The organism is Streptomyces sp. WM6378, from assembly GCF_001279695.1.
Lineage (GTDB): Bacteria > Actinomycetota > Actinomycetes > Streptomycetales > Streptomycetaceae > Streptomyces.
In genome coordinates this window covers 49,653-71,729 of sequence record NZ_LGDD01000295.1, presented here as the reverse complement: position 1 = coordinate 71,729, position 22,077 = coordinate 49,653, and the positions used below count along the sequence as shown (strand labels likewise).

The following is a 22,077-nucleotide window of genomic DNA, read 5'->3' as shown; positions in this document are numbered from 1 at the left end:
GGCATCGTGGACGCAGCGGTCCGCCGCATCGAACAGGGCCCTGTTCGATGCGGCGGACCGCTGCGTCCACGATGCCCTGGAGGAGGAGCGCGGCCAGGCGGGGCTGGTCGTGGTTCAGGTCGGCGAGGGCTTCGACGATCATGGCGATGAGGCCGCCGTGCGCGGCTCGGATCTTTTCGCGGGCGCCGGCGTCGAGTTCGCTGGCCGAGATGGCGACGACCGCCCGGTGGCGCTGGTCGCCGACGAGGCCGAGCTGGTGGCGTACGTACGCCTCGACCTTGCCCTCGGGGGTTTCGGCCCGCTGCATCGCGCCTTCGATCTCGGCGGCCCAGAGCGGGAAGTCGACGGCGCAGAGTTCCTCGACGACGGCGGCGCGGGAGCGGAAGTACTCGTATACGGACGAGCGGGCGAGGCCGGTGCGTTCGGCCAGGGCGGGGAAGGTCAGCGCTTCCGTGCCGCCTTCGGACAGCAGGGAGCGTGCGGCGTCCAGCAGGGCGTCGCGCTGCATGGTGCGGTGCTCGGCCACGGAGGCCGCTCGGATCCTGGGCACTGTTCCACTTTACGGCCGGGCGGCCGGGGAGATCGGCGGGGACGATGTACCAGGGCCCCTCAACGCCCGACGTCGGCCAGCTTGGCCCTCAGCTGGAGCACCGACTTGGTGTGGATCTGACTCACCCGGCTCTCGGTCACGCCGAGCACGTTGCCGATCTCGGCGAGGGTGAGGCCTTCGTAGTAGTAGAGCGTGACGACGGTCTTCTCACGCTCGGGAAGCGTGTTGATGGCGCGGGCGAGGAGGCGGCGCAGTTCGCGGTCCTCGGCGACTTCGACGGGGTCGTCGGCGGAGGTGTCCTCCAGGGTGTCCATGAGGCTGAGCCGGTCGCCGCTCTCGCCGCCGACGTGCAGCAGTTCTTCGAGGGCCACCACGTTGGCGAGCGACAACTGGCTGAACACGGCGTGCAGTTCCTCGACGGCGATGCCCATCTCGGCGGCCACCTCGGCCTCCGAGGGGGTGCGTCTGAGCTGGGCTTCGAGGGTCGCGTAGGCGCGCTCGACGGCGCGCGCCTTCTGCCGTACGGAGCGCGGGATCCAGTCCAGTGCGCGGAGTTCGTCGATCATCGCGCCGCGGATCCGGGTGATCGCGTACGTCTCGAACTTGATGGCCCGCTCGATGTCGAACTTCTCGATGGCGTCGATGAGCCCGAAGACCCCGGAGGAGACGAAGTCGGCCTGCTCGACGTTGGGCGGCAGGCCCACGCTCACGCGTCCGGCGACGTACTTCACCAGGGGTGAGTAGTGCAGGATCAACTGCTCGCGCAGCCGCTCGTCGCCGGTGGCTTTGTACGACCGCCACAGCTCGTCGACGGACGAGGGCGCCGGTGGCCGCACGGTGCCGCTGCCGCGGGCAGCCGGGGGCGCTGCCGTGCGATCAGACCCGGAGGTGTGCTGGGGCATGCGTTGCCTTGAGCCGTTCTGCTGTGACGTGAGCGGGGGGCTGTTTCCGGTCGGGGATCCTCGTGAGCGTAGCGTGACTGAGCTGTCGCGGTGCGCGAAGAGCGGGTGATCGGACGCTGTCGCTCCGGTCTGTCGCGGCGCAGGCGCAGGTGGGGGCCGTCGCGCCGCGCGTCGGCCCCGAAAGCGCTGCTGTGCGGCCCGCGGTGGACATAGCCCCTCACCTTGTCACCCGAATGCCCCAGGTCAAGCACCGCCTCGCCGCGCGCTGGCGGGGTGGAGTGCGTCGGCCGTCAACTTCCAGGCGTCGCCGACGCGTTCGACGAAGCCGAGGGAGTGCAGTTCGTAGAGCCGGCCGAGTGCTTCGTCGGTGCTGGTTCCGGCTTCGCGGGCCAGGTCGCGGGCGGCCGCCGCACCGCGGGAGGGCAGTGCTTCCAGTACGCGGGCGGCGTCGGGGGCCAGGAGGTCGCGGGGCAGTACGGGGCCCCGCCGGGCGGGTGCGAGTTCGCCCATGTCTCCGACGAGTTCGACGATTTCCGCCGCGTCGGTGACCAGGATGCCCTCGCCGCGCAGGAGCTCATGGACGCCGGCCGACAGCCCGCTGGTGGCGGGGCCGGGGACGCCCATCGTGAAGCGGCCGAGCTTCTGCGCAGCGCGTGCGGTGACGAGCGAACCGCTGCGGTACTCGGCCTCGACGACGACGGTTCCTCGGGTGAGGGCGGCGATGACGCGGTTGCGCAGGATGAACCTGCTGGGGGTCGGATGGTCACCGGGTGGCAATTCGCCCACGAGGAGGCCTTGTTCGGCGATGCGTCCGATCAACTCGGCGTGCCCGCGCGGGTAGACGACGTCGACCCCGCACGCGAGGACGGCGATGGTGGCGCCGCCGGCGGCCAGGGTGCCGCGATGGACGGCCCCGTCGATGCCCGCGGCCGCGCCGGACACGACGACCCACCCTTTCTCGGCGAGGCCCGAGCCGAGTACCGCGCCCATGTGGGCCCCGTACGGTGTGCAGGCCCGGGCGCCGACGACCGCGACGGAGCGCAGCGCCCATATCCGCAGGTCGCTGTGGCCCCGCACCCACAGGCCGACGGGCCGGGCGTCGCCGAGGTCGTCGAGTTGGCGCGGCCACTCCTCGTCGCCCGGGACGAGGAATCTGGCTCCCGCGGCCGCGGCGGTCGCCAAGTCCCGTACGGGGTCGGCCAGGGCGGCCCGGCGGCGGTGGCTGTCGAGCCGGGCCGGGGTCGCGCCGGGCAGGTCGTCCTCGGGGTCCTGGGGGTCGGTGAGGCGCCGCACGAGATCGACGGCGCCGTAGGTGCGCAGCCAGCGGCCGCCGCGTTCGTCGCCGGGTTCGATGACGCGGGTGAGGGCGGCTCTGGCGAGGCGTTCGGCGCCCGCTCCCGCGGCGTTCACGGGGTGCTCCCGGTCGGCATGGGGGCGCCTCTGGAGATGCCGGTGCGCAGTTCCAGGGCGAGGGCGACGTGGCCCGCGTCGGGCCGGTCGTCTCCGGCGAGGTCGGCGATGGTCCAGGCGACGCGCAGGACGCGGTCGAGTCCGCGTGCGGTGAGCAGGCCCCGTTCCATGTCTCGTTCGGCGCCGGTGAGGGCGCCGGGGGCGGTGAGCCAGCGGGTGCGCAGTTCGTGTCCGGGGACTTCGCTGTTGCTGTTCCAGGGGGTGCCGTCCAGGCGGGCCGCGGTGCGTTCGCGGGCGGCGAGGACGCGCCCGGCGACGGCGGCGCTGGGTTCGCCGCGGCCGCCTCCGCCCAGGAGGTCTTCGCGGCGTACGGGGTCGACTTCGACGCGTAGGTCGACGCGGTCGAGGAGGGGGCCGGAGAGTCTCGCCTGGTAGCGGCGGATCATGGAGGCGGGGCATTCGCAGCCCGCTCCGTGCAGGGTGTGCCGTCCGCAGGGGCAGGGGTTGGCGGCGAGGATCATCTGGAAGCGGGCGGGGAGCCGGATGACTCCGGCGCTGCGGGCGATGACGACGTACCCCGATTCGAGTGGCTGGCGCAGTGCGTCGAGGGCTTTGCCGGCGAACTCGGGGGCTTCGTCGAGGAAGAGGACTCCTCGGTGGGCGACGGAGACGGCGCCGGGGCGTGGGAGGCCGTTGCCGCCGCCGACGAGGGATTGCATGGTGGCGGAGTGGTGGGGGGCGCAGTAGGGGGCTCGTCGGACGAGGGGTTCGCCGGGCGGGAGGATTCCGGCGACGGAGTGGACGGCGGTCACTTCGAGGGATTCCTGGCGGGTGAGGGGCGGCAGGATGCTGGGCAGCCGTTCGGCCAGCATCGTTTTCCCGGCTCCGGGTGGGCCGGAGAGGAGGAGGTGGTGGCCGCCCGCCGCGGCGATTTCGAGGGCGGCGCGGGCGGCGTGCTGGCCGGCGACGTCGATGAGGTCGAGGTCGCCGTCGCGCGGGCCCGCGGTCAGTCCGGTGCCGACTCCGGCGCCGGGCACGACGAGCCCGGCGAGCATGGCGTCGGGGCGGCCCTTCTCGGCGGGTTCTTCTTCGGGGACGGGTTCGTCGGTGAGGATGGCGACGAGTTGGCGCAGGCTGCGCACGCCGAGGATGGAGATGCCGGGCACCAGGGCGGCTTCCGCGGCGGTCTGTTCGGGGACGACGACTTGTTCGTAGCCCGCTTCGGCCGCGGCCAGTACGGCGGGCAGGATGCCGCGTACGGGCCGTACGCGGCCGTCGAGGCCGAGCTCGCCGATCATGATGAGGTCGGTGAGTTCGCGGGGGTCGATGCGTTCGGCGGCGCCCAGGATCGCGCAGGCGATGGCCAGGTCGAAGCCGCTGCCGCTCTTGGGGACGGATGCCGGGCTGAGTCCGACGGTGAGTTTCTTCTGTGGCCAGGTGTCGCCGGAATTGACGACGGCGGCCCGGACCCGGTCGCGGCTCTCGGCGAGGCTCTTGTCGGGTAGGCCTACGAGGGTGAAGGCGGCGACGCCGGGTTCGAGGTCGGCCTGGACTTCGACGACGACTCCTTCGACGCCGACGAGGGCGACCGAGCAGGTGCGTGCGAATCCCATGTCAGGCCACCCCCCGCACGTGTTCGGCTCGCGGGGCGCCCTTGCGGGGCAGTACGACGCCGACGAGGTCGATGCGTACGCCGCCGGGCGGTGGTCCTCCGTGGTCGGCGAGCCAGTGGCCGGCCAGGCGCTTGAGCCGGTCGGCCTTGGCCGGGGTGACAGCGGCCATGGGGTGTTCGTAGGCGCCGCTCCTGCGGGTCTTGACCTCGCAGATGACGAGCACGTTTCCGCTGGGGGACGTGTCGCCGGCGACGATGTCGATCTCGCCGGTCCTGCCGCAGCGCCAGTTGCGTTCCAGGACTGTCATTCCGGCCGCTTCGAGCAGCCGTACCGCCAGGTCTTCGCCGTATTTTCCGAGTGCTCCGCGAGCGTTCATCCGGCACCACCTCCGGCACCGACTGTCACGCATCCGGCGCCAGCGGGTGGATCTTGGTGGACAGCCCTTCGGTTGTGGAAAACTCCGTCACCCGAAGGGGCCCTTCCGCCCCCGACAGAACCCAGCGGATGCCCCGGCGGCAGGCGGCTCAGCCGCCCGGCAGCTCCAGGTCGCTCTTGTTCAGCTCCTCGATGTTCACGTCCTTGAATGTGAGGACCCGGACCTGCTTGACGAATCTGGCCGGCCGATACATGTCCCACACCCAGGCGTCCGCCATCGACACCTCGAAGAACACCTCGCCCTGGACCGAGTGCACCTGCATCTCGTAGTCGTTGGTGAGGTAGAAACGCCGCTCAGTCTCGATCACGTATTTGAAAAGACCGACGACGTCGCGGTACTCCCGGTAGAGCTTCAGCTCCATCTCGGTCTCGTACTTTTCGAGGTCCTCGGCGCTCATGGCATGTTCCCCTTCAGCCGTGCGTCCCCCTATTGTGCGTCAGCCCCCTGGGCCCCTAAACGATTTCCGGGGCCAGGACCACCGGCGCGTGCGGAGGACCCTCGTCGAGCAGCGTGCGCAGCAGCTCGGCGAGCCTGGTCGGGTACACCGTCTCACGCGCCGCTGACAGTTCGGCGGAGGTCCACCACCTCAGCCCCGCGGTACTGCGGCGCTCCAGCTCCGTCAGGCCTGTGGGGGCCGCCTCGGTCTGGGTGGTGCGGGCCAGGTAGTACCACTCGTCCTGGTCCCAGCGGCGCCCGTCGAAGGGGAACGAGCACATCCGGTGCCACAGGACGGGGCCGAGCTCGACGTCTGTGATTCCGGTCTCCTCCGCGAGCTCGCGCAGGGCCGCCTCGGCCCGGGTCTCGTCGCCCTCCAGGCCGCCGCCGGGGGTGAACCACCAGGTGTCGGCGGGGTCTTCGGGCTCGTACCCGTGCATGAGCAGGATGCGGTCGTCCGGGTCGAGCAGGACGATCCTGGCGACCTTGCGGGGTTCGGTCACGGGTTCACCTCCCGGCGGGCGAGGCGGCGCGGGTCCTGCGGCGCCGGGCGAGACCGGCGATCGGGCCGTAGGCGGCTCCGGCCAGGATCAGCACCACACCGGCCACGACGGCGCCCAGGACCAGTTTCAGCGGGCCGGGCTGCGAGATGCCACCCGGCATCGCCTCGAAGCCCGAGGGGCGCCCCAGCATGCCGTCCATGGGCCAGGCGATGGCGTCCACGCGGGCGGACACGGCGGACAGCGGGACCGAGCCGTTGGTGGCGTCGTCCAGGTGGACGCGGGAGTCCATCGAGACGTAGCGGTCGTCGCCGAGCAGGAAGACCTGTCCCTGCGGGACCTTGGCGTCGAAGGACGAGGCGGAGGCGGGGGTCTTGCCGTGCAGATACGGTTCGTCAACCGGTTGGCCGTTGACGGTGAGCTTCCCGTCGGTGCCGCAGCACTTCACGGTGTCGCCGCCGATGCCGACGACGCGCTTGACCATGGGCATGTCGCCCCAGGTCTTGTCGCTGAACACCACGACGTCGCCGCGCCGGACGTCACCGCCGGATATGCGCTGCGCCAGCACCCGGTCGCCGGCCTTGACGGTCGGCGACATGGACTGGGTGGGCACGGTGTACGGCTTGTACTGCACGGCTCCCCAGGCGAATCCGCCGAGGAAGAGGACACAGCCGACGGCCACGGCGAGCCCCGACAGCACACTGCCGAGACTGCGGCCGTGGCCGTCGTGGTCCAGTCCGTTACCGCTCATCGCAGCGCTCCCTTTCCGGCAGCGCCCCGGGGTGCGCGAGGCATCCCGGGACCCCGGAGATCGACATTCCGGGACCGCACCCTACCCGGCGGTACCCCGCCGGGTCAGCCCTTGGCGACCGGGCTTTCCGCCTTGACCTGCGCTTGAAGGAGCTTGCGGCGCCGCCACAGCACCATCGGTACCGCGCCGGCGAGGCCGACGGCGGCGGGCGCTGCCGTGCCCATCGCGCTCAGGCCGGGCTGGTCGAAGGTGTCCGGGACACCGAGCCAGTCGATGCGGTTGAGCGGCCAGGCGATGGTGAAGGCGCGGCCGACGACCTCGTCGGTGGACACCGTGCCGCCACCGGTCAGTTCCTGGTGGTAGCGGGAGTCCAGCGAGTTCTGGCGGTGGTCGCCCATCACCCAGATCCGCCCCTTGGGCACCGTGATCGGCCCGAACGGCATGTCGTCGCAGGCGCTGTCGCCCGGGTAGATGTACGGCTCCTTCAGGGCCTTGCCGTTGACCGTGACGGGCCCGCCCTTCTTGCACTCGACCTTGTCGCCGCCGACCGCGATGACCCGCTTGATCAGGTCCTTCTCCTCAGCGGACGGCATCAGGCCGATGAAGCTGAGGAACTTCTGGGCGGCGTTCGGGTTCGGCGTGGGCTCGCCGTCGAGCCAGCCGCCCGGGTCGTGGAAGACGACGACCTCGCCGCGCTGCGGCTCGGCGCCGAACCACGGGGTCAGCTTGTCGACGAGCACCCGGTCCCCGCGCTGCAGGGTGTCCTGCATCGAGTCCGAGGGGATGGAGAAGGCCTGCACCAGGAACGTCTTGATCAGCAGGGCAAGGACCAGTGCGATGCCGATGAGGAGCGGCAGTTCCTTCCAGAAGGAACGCGGCTTCCTGGGCGCGCGGCCCTGGCCGTCACCGGGTACTTCGTCGCCGGATCCGCCGCCCTGCCCGCTGTCCTGCGCCGGCACGGTGTGCTCGGTCGCGGGGCTGTCCGCGGGTCCCGCGGAGGCGCGCCCCGCGGCGGGTCCCGGGGAGGAATCGGCGAGCTCGCTCTCCGGCCGCTCCTCCGGCTCTTCGCGTCCGGATCGTGCGCCGACCGCCAAATCCCCCACATCCACTCCTCACTCTGTGCCACCGCCTGGCCCGTACGAGGCTCAGGCCCACCACTCCCATAACGAGCGGGAGTTCCGCAGGGGTCGGGGGCTGGGTCGCTTGGTCCGGATCCGCCGCCGGATCCCGGGACGACACCCTATGCGACGTACCCAGGGCCGAGCCGCCGGGCGCGGCGGGTACGGAGCCGAACGTGGGCGGTGCTTCCAGCCTGCTCCAGTGGGAGAAAGGCCAGGCCACGACCACCGCACGGCCCACCACTCCGCTCACCGGGACGGTTCCCTGGTGGCCGTCGTCGAGGTGGTAGCGGGAGTCCGCCGAGTTGGACCGGTGGTCCCCCATGACGAAGATCCGGCCCTGCGGAACCTTTACCTCGAATTGGATGAGTGAGGGCGGATTTCCGGGGTGGACGTACGGCTCGTCGAGGGGTTGGCCGTTGACGGTGACCTTGCCGTCCTTGTCGCAGCACTTCACGGTGTCGCCGCCGACCGCGATGACCCGCTTGATCAGGTCCTGCTCGTTGTCGGACGGCAGCAGGCCGATGAAGGTCAGTCCCTGCTTGACCTGTTTGACGACGACGGGGTCCTCGCCGGGTGCCGTCTTCTGCTCGCCCTTGAGCCAGCCGCCGGGGTCCTTGAACACCACGACGTCGCCCCGCTCCGGCTTCGAGCCGAACCAGGGGGTGAGTTTGTCGACCAGGACGCGGTCGCCGATGGTGATGGTCTGCTGCATCGAGCCGGACGGGATCACGAAGGCCTGCACGAGGAAGGTCTTCAGTACGAGGGCGATGAGCAGCGCCACGACGATCAGGAGGGGTATCTCGCGCACTGCCGACCTGCGTCTGCGCCGCTTGACCTTGCGGGCGAGCCTGCGCCGCTCGGCCCGGCCGCTCTGGCCGCGCCGGCCGGGGGCGGGTGCGGTGGACGTGGGCCGGGTGCCGGTGGGCAGCGGCTGGTCGTGGGCGGAGGCACTGGAGCGCGGCCGCCCGCGGCTACCCATGTCCCCCGCCCGGGGCCCGTACGCCCGCGAAGGCGCCGGAACCGCCCACCGAGGTCCACCGTCCGAAGGGCCAGCCGATCCAGTCGGCCCGCCCGATGACCCGGTCCACGGGCACCATGCCGCCGCCGGGGTCGCCGAGGTGGTCGCGGGAGTCGCTGGAGTGGGAGCGGTGGTCGCCGAGGACCCACAGGGTGCCGTCGGGCACGACGATGTCGAAGGGCACCTGGGAGGGGCTGTCGCCGGGGTGCAGGTAGGGCTCGTCGACGGCCGTGCCGTTCACCTGGATCCTCCCCCGCTGGTCGCAGCAGACCACGTGGTCCCCGCCGACGCCCACGACGCGCTTGACGTAGTCGGTCTCGGCGGGCTCGGTCAGGCCGAGGGCCGCACCTGCTGAACGCACGGCACGCCCCAGCGGGTTCCCCTCGTCTCCTTCTCGTACGAAGGAGCCCCGCCCGTCGAAGACGACGACGTCGCCGCGCTCGGGCGTGCCGCCGAAGCGGTAGGCGAGCTTGTTGACCAGGACGCGGTCGCCGACCTGGAGCGTCGGTTCCATCGATCCGCTGGGGATGAGGAAGGGCTGCACCACGAAGTGGCTGAGCAGCAGCAGGAAGACGACGCAGAGCGCGAGCAGGGCTCCGGCCTTGCGCCAGGGCCCTTCGAGGTGGCCGGACAGCGCGGTGAAACGCGCGGAGCGCGACGCTTCCGCGGGCCCCGGATCGGGGGTGGCGGAAGGGTCGCGCTCCGTGTGCTGTGCTTCGGTGTCCATCGGGGCCAGAGCTTATCCGGCCGCCGTCAGACCCGTACGCGCGTGTGAGCCGGGGCTCAGCGGTCGCGCTTCTCCTTGATCTTCGCGGCCTTGCCGCGCAGCTCACGGAGGTAGTAGAGCTTGGCGCGACGGACGTCACCGCGGGTCACGACCTCGATCTTCTCGAAGATCGGGGAGTTCACCGGGAAGGTGCGCTCGACGCCGACGGAGAAGGAGACCTTGCGGACCGTGAAGGTCTCGGAGACGCCGGCGCCCTGGCGGCGGATGACTACGCCCTTGAACTGCTGGATACGGGAGCGGTTGCCCTCGATGACGCGGACGTGGACGTTGACGGTGTCACCCGGGCGGAAGGCCGGGACGTCGCTGCGCAGCGCGGCGGCGTTGACGGAGTCGAGCAGGCTTGCCATGACTGACTACTTCCTCACTGATGCCACAGGTCATCAGTGGAATTCGAGATGAATGGGGGTGCTGTGCGCGGTTGGCGGGCGTCGTTCCCCCTGTGGCAGGGGCGCCGGCTGGGCGTACGGCAGCGGCCTATTCTTCCATGCCCTGGGGCCTGCGCCAAAATCGGCCGCCGGGCTCGGGGGCCCAGCCGAGGATGGAGAGGGTTTCGCGGTCCTTCTTGTCGAAGGCGGAGGCCTCGCAGCGCTCGATCAGGTCGGGCCGGTTCTGCGCGGTGCGCTTGAACGCCTCGTCGCGGCGCCAGCGGGCGATCTTGCCGTGGTGGCCGCTGAGCAGGACGTCCGGGATGCCGTGGCCGCGCCACTCGGGGGGCTTGGTGTAGACGGGGCCTTCGAGGAGGTTGGCCATGGCGCCGGGCGCGAAGGAGTCGTCGCGGTGCGATTCGGCGTTGCCGAGGACGCCGGGCAGCAGCCGGGCCACGGCCTCGGTGATCACCAGGACCGCGGCTTCGCCGCCGGCGAGGACGTAGTCGCCGATGGACACCTCGTACACCGGCAGCCGGGTCGCGTACTCGTCCATGACGCGGCGGTCGATGCCTTCGTAGCGGGCCGGCGTGAAGATCAGCCAGGGCCGCTCGGAGAGCTCGACGGCGAGTTCCTGGGTGAAGGGGCGGCCGCTGGGCGTGGGTACGACGAGGACCGGGCTGTGCGCCCCGGACTCGTATCCGCTCGCCAGCGCGTCGTCCAGGCAGTCGCCCCAGGGCTCGGTCTTCATGACCATGCCGGGGCCGCCGCCGTAGGGCGTGTCGTCGACCGTGTTGTGCCGGTCGTACGTCCAGTCGCGCAGGTCGTGGACGTGGACGTCGAGCCGGCCGCGGGCGCGGGCCTTGCCGACCAGGGAGACGTTCAGCGGTTCGAGGTACTCGGGGAAGATCGTGACGACGTCGAGCCGCATCAGTTGGCGTCCCCGGCGTTCTCGGCGTTCTCGGTGTCGTCGCCGGGCTCGTCGTCCCTGGCCGAGGCGATCTCGGCGCGGTCGTCGATCAGGCCGGGCGGCGGGTCGATGACCGCGCGCTGCGCTTCGAGGTCGATCTCGGTGACGATCTGCTCGACGAACGGGATCATGACCTCGGTGCCGTCGGGCCGCTCCACGATGAAGAGGTCCTGCGAGGGCAGGTGGGTGATCTCGGTGATGCGGCCGACCTCGGTGCCGTCGGTGAGCACCACGTCCAGGTCCATCAGCTGGTGGTCGTAGTACTCGTCGGGCTCTTCCGGCAGCTCGGCCGGGTCGACGTCGGCGATGAGGAGGGTGTTGCGCAGGGCCTCGGCGCCGTTGCGGTCGCGTACGCCCTCGAAGCGCAGCAGCAGCCGGCCGCTGTGCACCCGGCCGGTCTCGATGGTCAGCGGGCCCGCCGACGCCGGGTCGGTGGTGAGGACGGCGCCGGGGCCGAGCCTCAGCTCCGGCTCGTCGGTGCGCACCTCGACGGTGACCTCGCCCTTGATGCCGTGGGCGCGGCCGATCCGCGCGACTACCAACTGCACGCTTGCTTCTCCTTCGGACAACTGCGGCCTCGGTGCGGCCGCGGCCTTCGTACCACTATGGCCAGGGAGTATCACTATGGCCCGGAATACGACTGCGGGCCGGGGAGGGCCAGAAGCCCTCCCCGGCCCGAGCCGGCGTATCTAGGTAAAGCGACCCAACTGGTCAGCGGACCTGGTCCACGTCGACGAGGTCGACCCGGATGCCACGCCCGCCGATTGCGCCCACGACGGTGCGCAGGGCGCGGGCGGTACGGCCGTTGCGGCCGATCACCTTGCCGAGGTCGTCGGGGTGGACCCGGACCTCCAGCACGCGCCCCCGGCGCAGGTTGCGCGAGGCGACCTGCACGTCGTCGGGGTTGTCGACGATGCCCTTCACGAGGTGCTCGAGAGCCTCCTCGAGCATGCTCAGGCCTCGGTCGACTCGGCGGCGGCCTCGGCCTCGTCCGCCTTCTTCTCGGTCTTCTTCGCCTTCTGGGTGATGGCCTCACCCTTGGCGTCGTCGCCCTCAAGGGTCTTGGCGAAGGCCTCGAAGGAAGCGCGCTTGTCTTCCTTCGTCTCCGGCTGGAGCAGCGGCGCGGGGGCCGGGAGGCCCTTGTGCGCCTGCCAGTCGCCGGTGAGCTTCAGGATGGCGAGGACGGCCTCGGTCGGCTGGGCGCCGACGGACAGCCAGTACTGCGCACGCTCGGCGTTGACCTCGATGCGCGACGGGTTGTACGTCGGGTGGTACAGACCGATTTCCTCGATCGCGCGACCGTCACGGCGAGTGCGGGCGTCGGCGACGACGATGCGGTAGTGCGGCTGGCGAATCTTGCCGAGGCGCTTGAGCTTGATCTTGACTGCCACTGGAGTGGTGTCTCCTGGTCTTGACGTGGTTGGGCACATGAGATGCCACGTGGGGTTGCGGTACTCGGGTGCCCGATGGACGCGTCAGCCGGAGGCGAGAGGGTTCCTGTGCGGCTGTCGAGTACAGCTAGCCATTGTGCCACACGCCTGGAGTGCGCACGCCGGGGGTCCGTGGGGCACCCCCGGTGGCCCGCTCCCCCGGACCTGCCGCCCCTACCGGCGGCCGGGCCCGGGGTCAGCCGACCGTGGCGACCACTTCGGCCCCTTCCGGGATACGGAACGGCTTGCCGCAGCCGCCGCAGACGATGGGCGCCTGGGCGAGCACGGAGGGGACGACGCGCACGTTGCGCCCGCAGTCGCAGACGGCCTTGACCCGCACGCCACCTCCGGAGGAGCCGTGCCGGGCGGCCGGTCCGCGGAAGGAGCGCTTGGTGTCGGCGGCCGTGGCGACGGTGTGCGCCTTGAGTGCGCGCTGCAGCCGTTCGATGGTGGGCCGGTAGCGGCGCCTGGCCTCGGCGTTCAGCGCGACCAGGGAGAAGCCGCTGCTGGGGTGCGGTTCCTCCGTGTGGTCGAGGCCGAGCTCCTCGGCGATCGCCAGGAATCTCCGGTTGTGGTAGCGGCCGGCGCGGGAGGTGTCGCGGACACCGCGGGCGGCGGCAATGCCGTGGACTGCCTCATGGAGCAGTCGCTCGAAGGAGAGCTCGGCGCCACAGGCGGACGACGACTCTCCGATCAGGGACTCGGGCGCGGCTAGGTCCGGCAGCTCGGGGTGGTACCGCTGAATGTCGGCCCACGCCTGTGCCAGCTCTGCGGCGAGAACAGGTGGTGTCGTGCTCACGTCGTGACAACGAGCCGCAGGGCCGCTGTGTTCCTATTCCGGGGCATCCCAAATAATTTGCTCGTACCCGTCAGTTGGCATTGATGCGTGCGGACGAGGGCGGGTGCGCTGATCTGCGGAGAAGGCTCACAGCTCACACCAAGGTGTGACGTAGCGGCGCGTACGCCCCAGCGCGTAGAGGAAGTCCGCACGCCGGGGCGGCCGTTGTCGGCTGGTGCGCAAGGGGTGTTTCGGCCGACTCTCCGCGGCTTGTGCGCCACGTGCGCCGGGCCGGGTTCCCCTCAGTAGGCGCGGGCCACGATCGCGACCGTACCGGGTGCGTCGTCGGCCTCGGGGACCGACCCGTCCTCGGCGACCAGACACCGTACGGACACGGCCTGTTCGGCGAGCTTGGCCTCGCCCTCGGGGCCGAGGTCAGCCCACGGGATGCGCGCCCAGCCGCCGGCGACCGCGGCCTCGGCCGCCTCGTCGAGGGTGGCAACGTCGCTCGTACGGGACTCGCGGCGCTCGCGGGACTGCTTCAGGAGCAGCGCCTGGTCCTCTTCGAGGACGGTGGGCAGCAGCTCGGCGAGCGCGTCGATCGAGACGGGCTCCTTGCCGCCGGGGATGCGGCGGGCCAGCATCGCGGTCCCGTTCTCCAGGTCGCGCGGGCCGATCTCGATGCGTACGGGGACGCCCTTGAGCTCCCAGTCCACGGCGCGGCGGCCGAACGGGGTGTCGACGCGGTCGTCGACCTGGACGCGCAGGCCGGCGGCCTTGAGGCGGTCGCCGAGTTCGCGGACCTTGGTGACGGCCTCGTCGCCCTTGATCGCCATGACGACGACCTGGACGGCGGCGAGCCGCGGCGGCACCCGAAGCCCGTTGTCGTCGCCGTGCGACATGATCAGCCCGCCGACCATGCGGGTGGAGACGCCCCAGGAGGTCTGCCAGACGAGTTCCTGCTTGCCGTCCCTTGACAGGTACTGGGTGTTGAAGGCCTTGGCGAAGTTGGTGCCGAGCTCGTGGCTGGTGCCCATCTGCAGCGCCTTGCCGTCACCCATCATCCCTTCGAGGGTAAGGGTGTTGATGGCTCCGGCGAAGCGCTCCTTGGCGGTCTTGCGGCCGAGGACCACGTCGATGCCGAGGACGTTGATCATGAAGTCGGCGTAGACGTCGCGGTGGATGCGCGCGGCGTAGTCGCGGGCGTCCTCGTAGGTGGCGTGGGCGGTGTGCCCCTCCTGCCACAGGAATTCGCTCGTACGGAGGAAGACGCGCGGGCGCATCTCCCAACGGACCACGTTCGCCCACTGGTTGATGAGCAGCGGCAGGTCGCGGTAGCTCTGGACCCACTTCGAGAAGTACTCGTTGACGATCGTCTCGGAGGTGGGGCGCACCACGACGGGCTCTTCGAGCTCCTTGCCGCCACCGTGTGTGACCACCGCGAGCTCGGGCGCGAAGCCCTCGACGTGCTCAGCCTCGCGAGTCAGGTAAGACTGGGGGATGAAGAGCGGGAAGTAGGCGTTCTGGGCACCCGCGTCCTTGATGCGTGCGTCCATCTCCTGCTGCATCCGCTCCCACAGGCCGTAGCCGTACGGTCGGATCACCATGGTGCCGCGCACGGGGCCGTTGTCCGCGAGCTCGGCCTTGTTGATCAGATCCTGGTACCAGCGGGGAAAGTCTTCCGCCTGGGGCGTGAGAACGGGTGCCTTTGCCATGGCGCGAATGGTACGGCGCAAGGGTCGCGGAGCGTGAATCGTCTCCCGGCCGCACCTGGTCCTCGTTTCCTGCCTCCGCCCTCTGGACGCGGGGCGGGATGCGGAGTTCCCTGGCATACGGGGGAAGTGCGTACGGACATTCACGGGGGGCTGTCAATCAGGGCACAGCTGACCTCTCGGCGATTGGGGCGCTTTCCATGACACCAACGCTCGTCCGGCATCAGTCCCGCACGGCCTCCGCCCCTTCGGCGGGCACGACCGGGCGCGCGCGGGACTGGGCGGAGATCCAGGAACGGATGCTCGTCCCCCTCGTCGAGGCGGCGTACGAACGGCTCGACGTGGGCCCGGCCACCCGGCTGCTCGGGCTCGGCTGCGGCTCGGGGCTCGCGCTGCTGATGGCGGCCTCGCGCGGGGCGTCGGTGACCGGCGTCGACCGCCCCGAGCGCGCGGCGCGGCTCGCGCTGGCGCGCGAGCGCCTGATGCCCGGGTCCGGGCGGGCGGGCGGTCCCGGGATGGGTGCGAGCCGCCTGGTGACGGGCTCCCCCGCCGACACCGCGGAGCCGGGCCGTCCGCCGTACGACTTGATCACCGCTTTCGAGCCCATCGGCTGTGCGGCCGGCGATACGGAGGGCCTGGTGTCGACGCTGGAGGCGGCCGTCGCGCTCGCGGAGCACGGCAGCGCGGTGGTCCTGGCCGGCTGGGGGCCGCCGGAGCGGTGTGCGACCTCTGCGGTGCTGCGGGTGGCGACGCGGCTGGCCACCGGCCTGGACGACGCCCCGCGCTGGCGGCCGAGCGCGCGCGACGACCTGGAGGACGTGGCCGCGCGCGCCGGGCTCAAGCCGGACGGCTCGGGCCGGGTGGCGTGCCCGTTCGGCTATGCGGATCTGGACAGTGCGGTACGGGGCCTGATGTCGACCGGCGCCTTCGACGCGGCGGCCCGGGCCACCGACCAGGCCCAGGTGGAGAAGGAGCTCATCGAGGCGCTGCACGGGCACGTCCGGCGCGACGGCACGGTGTGGATGCCCAATGTCTTCCGCTATCTGATCGCCCGTATCCCGTAGAAGTCCGTAACCGCGGCCTCTTATAAGGCAGTTGAGAGGGGCTACGCCCCCGCCTTGGACAGGCGGGGGATGCCGGCCGCGCGGTAGGCGGCCTCCTCCTCCAGCGTCTCGTTGGCGAGCAGAGCCTGAGCGAGGGCGTCCAGCTTGTCGCGGTTCTCGCGCAGGAGCCGGGCCGCCGTGTCGTAGCACTCGTCCACGATGCGGCGCATCTCGACGGCGATGGTGTCCAGGGTGCCGGGCGCCGCGGAGAGCCCGTAGGCCTGCTGTGCGTCGCTCGGCAGCGCGGACAGCGGGCCGATCTTCTCGCTCATGCCCCAGCGGCCGACCATGCCGCGCACGATGTTGGTGACCTGTTCGAGGTCGTTCTCGGCGCCGGTGGTGATCACGTCGAAGACGAGCTGCTCGGCCGCCATGCCGCCGAGCGCCCCGATAATCCGGCCGCGCAGGTACTCCTCGGTGTACGCGTACTTGTCGGAGTCCGGGGTGGACAGGGTGACGCCGAGGGCCCGGCCGCGCGGCACGATGGTGACCTTGCGGACCGGGTCGGCGCCGGGCTGGAGCATGCCGAGCAGCGCGTGCCCGCTCTCGTGGTAGGCGGTGCGGCGGCGCTCCTCGTACGGCATCACCAGGGGCCGCTCGGCGCCCAGCTGGACCTTTTCCAGGGCGTCGGAGAGGTCGGACTGGGTGACTTCGCGCTGCTGGCGTTTGACGGCGAGCAGGGCCGCCTCGTTGGCGAGGTTGGCGAGTTCGGCGCCGGTCATGCCTGGGGTGGTGCGGGCGACCTGCTCCAGGTCGACGGCGGGGTCCAGCGGGATCTCGCGGGTGTGGATCTTGAGGATGGCCTCGCGGCCGCCCCGGTCGGGCGGGCTGACGTGGACGATGCGGTCGAAGCGGCCGGGGCGGGTGAGCGCCGGGTCCAGGACGTCGGACCGGTTGGTGGCGGCGAGCACGATGACGCCCTCGGAGCCGGAGAAGCCGTCCATCTCGGTGAGGATCTGGTTCAGGGTCTGTTCGCGCTCGTCGTGGCCGCCCATGCCGGAGCCGCCGCCGCGGGCCCGGCCGATGGTGTCGATCTCGTCGATGAAGACGATCGCGGGGGCCACCTTGCGGGCCTCGGCGAAGAGTTCGCGTACGCGCGAGGCGCCGACGCCCACGATCATCTCGATGAACTCGGAGGCGGACGCCGAGAAGAACGGCACGCCTGCCTCTCCCGCGACCGCCCGCGCGAGCAGCGTCTTGCCGGTGCCGGGCGGCCCGGCGAGCAGGACGCCGCCGGGCATCTTCGCGCCCATCGCGCGGTAGGCGTCCGGGTTCTTGAGGAAGTCGACGACGTCGTTGAGCTCGCCCTCGACCTCGTCGATGCCGGCCACGTCCTCGAAGGTGGTGCGCTTGCCGTCGGGCCCCATCTCGACCGGTTTGGGCGGCGTCTTGCGGCCGAGCATGCCGCCGGCGCCGCCGCCGAGGCCCGCGCTCATGCGGCGGGCGATGAACAGCCACAGGACGACGAGCAGCAGCATCGGGGCGAGCGAGATCAGCAGGTTGGCGAGGAAGCTGCGGTGCTCGACGACGGGCTCGGCGGTGACGGTGACCTTCTGCTTGGTCAGCTGCGTCCACAGGTCGTCGTCGGCGAAGGTCGGCCGCTGGGTGGTGAATTTGGTGTAGTCGCCGCTGCCCTCGCCGGAGGGGACCGGCGCCTTGTTCTTGAGCTGGCCCTGGATGGCGTCGCCCTTGGCGTAGATCTTCGAGACGTTGCCGGCCGTGACCTGCTTGCTGAATTCGGTGTACGAGACGGTCGGCTCGTCACCGTCGTTGAAGAACGACAGGATCAGGTTGGTGATCAGGTACACGATCAGCGCGGTGAGGATGAGCCGGCCCCAGCCGCCGGGCATCTTCTTCTTCGGCGCGGGCGGCGGTGGCGCTCCTTCCGAGCGCCACGGCTGGTCGGGGCGGTCGCGCTGGGGTACGGAAGTGGGCACGTGCTCTCCTCATGGCCGGTACGCGCCATTATTGGAGACCCGTATAAATAAGGCATTCCGGGCGGTCCCGAAGGGTCGCCCGCAGACGAGTGGGGCGCCCCCGGCCCGGCCGGGAAGCGCCCCACGCGTACGACTGCGGGCGGTCAGCCCATGAACTTCTTGAACTCGTCGGGCAGCTCGAAGTTCTTCTGCTCCTCGGCGGCAGGCAGGCCGAGCGCGCCGCCCTGCGCCTTGCGCTCGGCGGCCGCGGCCTCCTCCGCCTTGCGCTTCATCGGGTTGCCGCTCTTGCGCTTGCCCTTGGCCTGCTTGATCTGCTTCTTCTGCCGGCCGGGGCCGCCGCCCATGCCCGGCATCCCCGGCATGCCCGGCATTCCGCCGCCCTGGGCCATCCGGGACATCATCTTGCGGGCTTCGAAGAACCGCTCGACCAGGTTCTTGACCGCGCTGACCTCGACGCCGGAGCCCTTGGCGATACGGGCCCGGCGCGAGCCGTTGATGATGGTCGGCTCGTGGCGCTCGCCGGGGGTCATCGACTTGATGATGGCCGCGGTGCGGTCCACATCGCGCTCGTCGATGTTGTTGATCTGGTCCTTGATCTGCCCCATGCCGGGCAGCATGCCGAGCAGCTTGGAGATGGAGCCCATCTTGCGGACCTGCTCCATCTGGGCCAGGAAGTCGTCGAGCGTGAAGTCCTTGCCCTTGCTCGACGCCAGCTTGGAGGCCATCTTCTCGGCCTCTTCTTGGCTGAACGTCTTCTCCGCCTGCTCGATCAGGGTGAGCAGGTCACCCATGTCGAGGATGCGGGACGCCATCCGGTCCGGATGGAAGGCGTCGAAGTCCTCCAGCTTCTCGCCGTTGGAGGCGAACATGATCTGCTTGCCCGTGACGTGGGCGATCGAGAGCGCCGCGCCACCGCGGGCGTCGCCGTCGAGCTTGGAGAGGACCACGCCGTCGAAGCCGACGCCGTCGCGGAAGGCCTCGGCGGTGTTGACCGCGTCCTGGCCGATCATCGCGTCGACGACGAAGAGGACCTCGTCGGGGCTGACGGCGTCGCGGATGTCCGCGGCCTGCTGCATCAGCTCCTGGTCGATGCCGAGACGTCCGGCGGTGTCGACGACGACCACGTCGTACTGCTTGGACCGGGCGAACTCGATGGAGTCCTGGGCGACCTTGACCGGGTCTCCGACGCCGTTGCCCGGCTCCGGCGCGTAGACCGCGACGCCGGCGCGCTCGGCGACCACGCTCAGCTGGTTGACGGCGTTGGGGCGCTGGAGGTCACAGGCCACCAGGAGCGGGGAGTGCCCCTGTCCCTTGAGCCACTTGCCGAGCTTTCCGGCGAGGGTGGTCTTACCGGCACCCTGGAGGCCCGCGAGCATGATCACGGTCGGCGCGGTCTTGGCGAACCGCAGGCGCCGGGTCTCGCCGCCGAGGATGCCGACGAGCTCCTCGTTGACGATCTTGACGACCTGCTGGGCGGGGTTGAGGGCCTGGGAGACCTCGATGCCGGACGCGCGCTCCTTGACCTGCTTGATGAAGGCGCGGACCACGGGCAGCGCGACATCGGCTTCCAGGAGCGCGATGCGGATCTCGCGCGCCGTGGCGTCGATGTCCGCCTCGCTCAAGCGGCCTTTGCCCCGGAGGTTCTTGAACGTCGCACTCAGGCGGTCGGAAAGGGTATCGAACACGGTGGTTGCGGGTCCTCGGCTCGTGGGGCGGTCGGGTGAACGTCCCCCAGGGTATCCCGCGGATGGAGGGTGCGCGGGGGTGCCTGCGGCGGGCCTTCCTGTGCGGGGTGGCCCTCACCCGGGGCCGGGTGCGGCTCCCAGCGCCGACTCCAGCCGGCTCGCCGCCTCGGCCGCCTCCTGCGGGGCCAGCGCCGCGCCCTCCACGTCCGTCACGTAGAAGGCGTCTACTGCGTTCGACCCCAGCGTCGAGACGTGCGCGGAGCGCACGCGTACGCCCGCCGTCTCCAGGGCGTGGCCGATGCGGTGCAGCAGACCGGGTGCGTCCTGGGCGCGCACCTCGATGACGGTGGCGTGCCGCGAGGCCGAGGGGGCCACCCTCACCCGGGGCGGCGGTGCCTGCGCGCCGCGGCGGCGCGGGTAGGCGGCCTCGCGTTCGGCGAGGCGGCCTTCGATGTCGAGGGAGCCCTCAAGGGCCCGCACCAGGTCGGCCCGCAGCCGGGCCGCCTGCGGCAGCGAGCCGTACTCGGCGGCGACCCGCCAGTCCAGGAGCAGTACGGAGCCGCCGACCGGGTCGGGGAGTTCGATCGCCCGCAGTTCGGCGGCGCGCACGGTGAGGCGGTGCAGGGCGAGGACGCCGGCCGTCACGGGCAGCACGGCCGGCTGGTCGGGCACGGCGACGAGGAGCTCCACGCCGAGGGGTTCCTGCTCGTCCGATACGTCCGCCCGGGCCCGCAGGGCGAGGACGGGCCCGCCGATGCGGTGGGCTTCGACGGCGAGGCGTTCCTGTTCGGCGGTGATCGCGGCGGGTTCGGGGTCGACGGGCTTTCCGGCGAGTACCGCCGAGGCCCGCTTGACCAGGTCGGTGACGAGCGAGCCGCGCCAGGAGGACCAGGCGGCGGGCCCGGTGGCCAGCGCGTCCGCCTCGGTGAGGGCGTGCAGCAGCTCCAGCGTTCCGGTCGAGCCGACCGCCTGGGCGATCGAGCGGACGGTCGCCGGGTCGTCCAGGTCGCGCCGGGTCGCGGTCTCGATGAGGAGGAGGTGATGGCGTACGAGGGTGGCGATGACGGCCCCGTCGGCGGCGCCGAAGCCGATCCGCGCGGCGACGTCGCGGGCGATGGTCTCGCCGACCACCGAGTGGTCGCCGGGCCAGCCCTTGCCGATGTCGTGCAGGAGGGCCGCGACCAGGAGCAGGTCGGGGCGGTGCACCCGGCGGGTGAGGTGCGAGGCCCGGACGGCGGTCTCGACGAGGTGGCGGTCGACCGTCCAGGTGTGCACGGCGTTGCGCTGGGGCCGGCAGCGCACGCGCTCCCAGTCGGGCAGCAGCCGCGCAATGAGGCCTTCCGCTTCGAGGGCCTCCCACACGGCGACGGTGGACTCTCCCGCGCCGAGCAGCGTGACGAGCTGGTCGCGGGCCTCGGCGGGCCAGGGCGTGGGCAGCGGCGGGGCGGTGGCCGCCAGGCGGCGCACCGCGTGCAGGGAGATGGGCAGGCCCGCCTGGGCGGCCGCGGCGGCGGCGCGCAGCGCCAGGACCGGGTCCTTCTCGGGGCGGGCGGTCAGCGCGAGCACGACCTCGCCGTCCTGTTCTACGACTCCTTCGGCGAGCGGGGTCCGCTCGGGGGCGCCGGTGCGGCCGCCGCCGAACAGCCGGCTCAGCCGCGGCCGGGCGGAGCGGGCCCGCAGCACCCGGCCGACCTCGCGCCAGGTGACGTCGCCGGCGTAGGAGATGACGCGGGCCGACTCCGATACCTGACGGAGCATCACATCGGCGTCCAGAAGCTCCAGTTCGGCCGCCACGGCGTCCTGTTCCTGGAGGGCGAGGCGGTCGGTGGCGCGGCCCGTGCACAGGTGCAGCGCGTCGCGCACGTCCAGGAGGCGGCGCCTGGCCTCGGCGAGGCCTTCCCTCGGGGCGTCCGCGAGCCAGGACGCGGCGACCGCGCGCAGGGCGGTGGCGTCCCGCAGGCCGCCCCTGGCCTCCTTGAGGTCGCCTTCGAGGAGGTACTGCAACTCGCCCTGGCGCTGGGCCCGTTCGCGGCACAGCTCGTCGAGTTCGGGCAGCCGCTTGGGGGCGAGGTTGCGCCAGTCGGCGAGGACGGCGGTGCGCAGCGCGGACGTCATGGCGAGGTCGCCCGCGAGATGGCGGGCGTCCAGGAGGCCGAGCTGCACCTTGAGGTGCTCGCCCGCTGTTCTGCGGGCCTGGGCGGGGGTGCGTACGGAGTGGTCGAGGGCGAGGCCCAGGTCCCACACCGGGTACCAGATCCGGTCGGCGAGCAGGGCCAGGGCCCCGGCGTCGGCCCGGCCGTCGTGCAGGAGCAGCAGGTCCAGGTCGCTGCGCGGGGAGAGTTCGCCGCGCCCGTAGCCGCCGACCGCGACCAGGGACGCGCCCGCCACCCCGGTCTCCTCGGCGGCGCCGGCGAACAGTGTCGCCAGCCAGTCGTCGGTCAGCTCGGCGAGCGCCGCACGGCGCGGCGGCCCGGACCGCCCCTTCTCGGTGAGAAGGCGCAGCCGGGCCGCCGCGTAACCGCCGGGCTCCGAGTCGTCGTCACGGGATTCGGTACTCACTTCAACGCTCGTCAC

At 71.5% G+C, this 22,077-nt stretch carries 21 protein-coding genes and 1 pseudogene; 1 reads left to right on the top strand and 21 read right to left on the bottom strand.

Annotation, left to right across the window (positions count from 1 at the left end):
* The 18 genes and pseudogenes from ADK54_RS24950 to proS form a co-directional block, all read right to left on the bottom strand.
* On the bottom strand, nt 1–526 hold a 526-nt coding region (locus tag ADK54_RS24950), incomplete at its 3' end, for a TetR/AcrR family transcriptional regulator (RefSeq protein ID WP_053727943.1).
* An 83-nt stretch (nt 527–609) separates the two neighbouring features.
* Nucleotides 610–1,452: an RNA polymerase sigma factor WhiG gene (whiG, locus tag ADK54_RS24945; RefSeq protein ID WP_053727942.1), complete on the bottom strand. Its 843-nt coding sequence runs from the start codon at nt 1,450–1,452 to the stop codon at nt 610–612.
* 243 nt (nt 1,453–1,695) lie between these two features.
* Nucleotides 1,696–2,862 carry a DNA-processing protein DprA gene (gene dprA, locus ADK54_RS24940; RefSeq protein WP_053727941.1) on the bottom strand — a complete coding sequence of 389 codons (1,167 nt, stop codon included), beginning with the start codon at nt 2,860–2,862 and terminating at the stop codon, nt 1,696–1,698.
* Complete coding sequence (locus ADK54_RS24935) at nt 2,859–4,475, bottom strand: YifB family Mg chelatase-like AAA ATPase (RefSeq protein WP_053727940.1); 1,617 nt, start codon at nt 4,473–4,475, stop codon at nt 2,859–2,861. Before ADK54_RS24935 ends, dprA begins: the two co-directional genes overlap by 4 nt.
* Before the next feature lies 1 nt (nt 4,476).
* Nucleotides 4,477–4,851 (bottom strand): YraN family protein, encoded by a 375-nt coding sequence (locus tag ADK54_RS24930; protein WP_053727939.1) that lies wholly within the window; start codon nt 4,849–4,851, stop codon nt 4,477–4,479.
* A 148-nt stretch (nt 4,852–4,999) separates the two neighbouring features.
* Nucleotides 5,000–5,308: a DUF2469 domain-containing protein gene (locus tag ADK54_RS24925; protein ID WP_003965949.1), complete on the bottom strand. Its 309-nt coding sequence runs from the start codon at nt 5,306–5,308 to the stop codon at nt 5,000–5,002.
* Between the two features lie 55 nt (nt 5,309–5,363).
* A complete protein-coding gene (locus ADK54_RS24920) occupies nt 5,364–5,849 on the bottom strand; it encodes an NUDIX hydrolase (protein WP_053727938.1) in 486 nt (161 codons plus the stop codon).
* A 4-nt stretch (nt 5,850–5,853) separates the two neighbouring features.
* Nucleotides 5,854–6,597, bottom strand: coding sequence for a signal peptidase I (lepB, locus tag ADK54_RS24915; protein ID WP_053727937.1), 744 nt, complete (start codon nt 6,595–6,597; stop codon nt 5,854–5,856).
* Between the two features lie 104 nt (nt 6,598–6,701).
* The gene (gene lepB / locus ADK54_RS24910; protein WP_053727936.1) at nt 6,702–7,691 is read right to left on the bottom strand and encodes a signal peptidase I; all 990 of its coding nucleotides are present in this window, start codon (nt 7,689–7,691) and stop codon (nt 6,702–6,704) included.
* A 292-nt stretch (nt 7,692–7,983) separates the two neighbouring features.
* Nucleotides 7,984–8,697, bottom strand: a pseudogene (gene lepB / locus ADK54_RS48855) (signal peptidase I); the annotation flags it as partial.
* Complete coding sequence (lepB, locus tag ADK54_RS24900) at nt 8,690–9,463, bottom strand: signal peptidase I (RefSeq protein WP_053727935.1); 774 nt, start codon at nt 9,461–9,463, stop codon at nt 8,690–8,692. The gene lepB (ADK54_RS24900) and the pseudogene lepB (ADK54_RS48855), both read right to left, overlap by 8 nt.
* Nucleotides 9,464–9,519: 56 nt before the next feature.
* Entirely contained in the window at nt 9,520–9,870 is a 351-nt protein-coding gene (gene rplS / locus ADK54_RS24895; RefSeq protein WP_053727934.1) for a 50S ribosomal protein L19, read from the bottom strand.
* A 127-nt stretch (nt 9,871–9,997) separates the two neighbouring features.
* Complete coding sequence (trmD, locus tag ADK54_RS24890; protein ID WP_053727933.1) at nt 9,998–10,819, bottom strand: tRNA (guanosine(37)-N1)-methyltransferase TrmD; 822 nt, start codon at nt 10,817–10,819, stop codon at nt 9,998–10,000.
* Nucleotides 10,819–11,406: a ribosome maturation factor RimM gene (gene rimM / locus ADK54_RS24885; RefSeq protein WP_053727932.1), complete on the bottom strand. Its 588-nt coding sequence runs from the start codon at nt 11,404–11,406 to the stop codon at nt 10,819–10,821. The genes trmD and rimM overlap by 1 nt, the downstream gene beginning before the upstream one ends.
* Before the next feature lie 163 nt (nt 11,407–11,569).
* Nucleotides 11,570–11,809 (bottom strand): RNA-binding protein, encoded by a 240-nt coding sequence (locus ADK54_RS24880; protein WP_005311361.1) that lies wholly within the window; start codon nt 11,807–11,809, stop codon nt 11,570–11,572.
* Between the two features lie 2 nt (nt 11,810–11,811).
* Nucleotides 11,812–12,249, bottom strand: a complete 438-nt coding sequence (gene rpsP / locus ADK54_RS24875) for a 30S ribosomal protein S16 (RefSeq protein WP_053727931.1) — start codon at nt 12,247–12,249, stop codon at nt 11,812–11,814.
* Between the two features lie 235 nt (nt 12,250–12,484).
* Nucleotides 12,485–13,087: a hypothetical protein gene (locus ADK54_RS24870; RefSeq protein ID WP_053727930.1), complete on the bottom strand. Its 603-nt coding sequence runs from the start codon at nt 13,085–13,087 to the stop codon at nt 12,485–12,487.
* 281 nt (nt 13,088–13,368) lie between these two features.
* Nucleotides 13,369–14,781: a proline--tRNA ligase gene (proS, locus tag ADK54_RS24865; protein ID WP_053727929.1), complete on the bottom strand. Its 1,413-nt coding sequence runs from the start codon at nt 14,779–14,781 to the stop codon at nt 13,369–13,371.
* Nucleotides 14,782–14,978: 197 nt separating this feature from the next.
* On the opposite strand from proS, the gene ADK54_RS24860 reads away from it, so the two are divergent.
* A complete protein-coding gene (locus ADK54_RS24860) occupies nt 14,979–15,842 on the top strand; it encodes an SAM-dependent methyltransferase (protein ID WP_078966593.1) in 864 nt (287 codons plus the stop codon).
* 41 nt (nt 15,843–15,883) lie between these two features.
* Here ADK54_RS24860 and ftsH read toward each other — a convergent pair whose 3' ends face one another.
* The 3 genes from ftsH to ADK54_RS24845 form a co-directional block, all read right to left on the bottom strand.
* A complete protein-coding gene (gene ftsH, locus ADK54_RS24855; RefSeq protein WP_420717366.1) occupies nt 15,884–17,731 on the bottom strand; it encodes an ATP-dependent zinc metalloprotease FtsH in 1,848 nt (615 codons plus the stop codon).
* Between the two features lie 230 nt (nt 17,732–17,961).
* Entirely contained in the window at nt 17,962–19,503 is a 1,542-nt protein-coding gene (ffh, locus tag ADK54_RS24850) for a signal recognition particle protein (protein ID WP_053727926.1), read from the bottom strand.
* A 114-nt stretch (nt 19,504–19,617) separates the two neighbouring features.
* Entirely contained in the window at nt 19,618–22,077 is a 2,460-nt protein-coding gene (locus ADK54_RS24845; RefSeq protein ID WP_053727925.1) for a [protein-PII] uridylyltransferase, read from the bottom strand.

Coding starts and splice junctions, on each gene's coding strand:
- whiG (WP_053727942.1), bottom strand. CDS start 1,452: ATGCCCCAGCACACCTCCGGGTCTGATCGCACGGCAGCGCCCCCGGCT.
- ADK54_RS24935 (WP_053727940.1), bottom strand. CDS start 4,475: ATGGGATTCGCACGCACCTGCTCGGTCGCCCTCGTCGGCGTCGAAGGA.
- ADK54_RS24930 (WP_053727939.1), bottom strand. CDS start 4,851: ATGAACGCTCGCGGAGCACTCGGAAAATACGGCGAAGACCTGGCGGTA.
- ADK54_RS24925 (WP_003965949.1), bottom strand. CDS start 5,308: ATGAGCGCCGAGGACCTCGAAAAGTACGAGACCGAGATGGAGCTGAAG.
- lepB (WP_053727937.1), bottom strand. CDS start 6,597: ATGAGCGGTAACGGACTGGACCACGACGGCCACGGCCGCAGTCTCGGC.
- lepB (WP_053727935.1), bottom strand. CDS start 9,463: ATGGACACCGAAGCACAGCACACGGAGCGCGACCCTTCCGCCACCCCC.
- rplS (WP_053727934.1), bottom strand. CDS start 9,870: ATGGCAAGCCTGCTCGACTCCGTCAACGCCGCCGCGCTGCGCAGCGAC.
- trmD (WP_053727933.1), bottom strand. CDS start 10,819: ATGCGGCTCGACGTCGTCACGATCTTCCCCGAGTACCTCGAACCGCTG.
- ADK54_RS24880 (WP_005311361.1), bottom strand. CDS start 11,809: ATGCTCGAGGAGGCTCTCGAGCACCTCGTGAAGGGCATCGTCGACAAC.
- proS (WP_053727929.1), bottom strand. CDS start 14,781: ATGGCAAAGGCACCCGTTCTCACGCCCCAGGCGGAAGACTTTCCCCGC.
- ADK54_RS24860 (WP_078966593.1), top strand. CDS start 14,979: ATGACACCAACGCTCGTCCGGCATCAGTCCCGCACGGCCTCCGCCCCT.
- ftsH (WP_420717366.1), bottom strand. CDS start 17,731: ATGCCCGGCGGCTGGGGCCGGCTCATCCTCACCGCGCTGATCGTGTAC.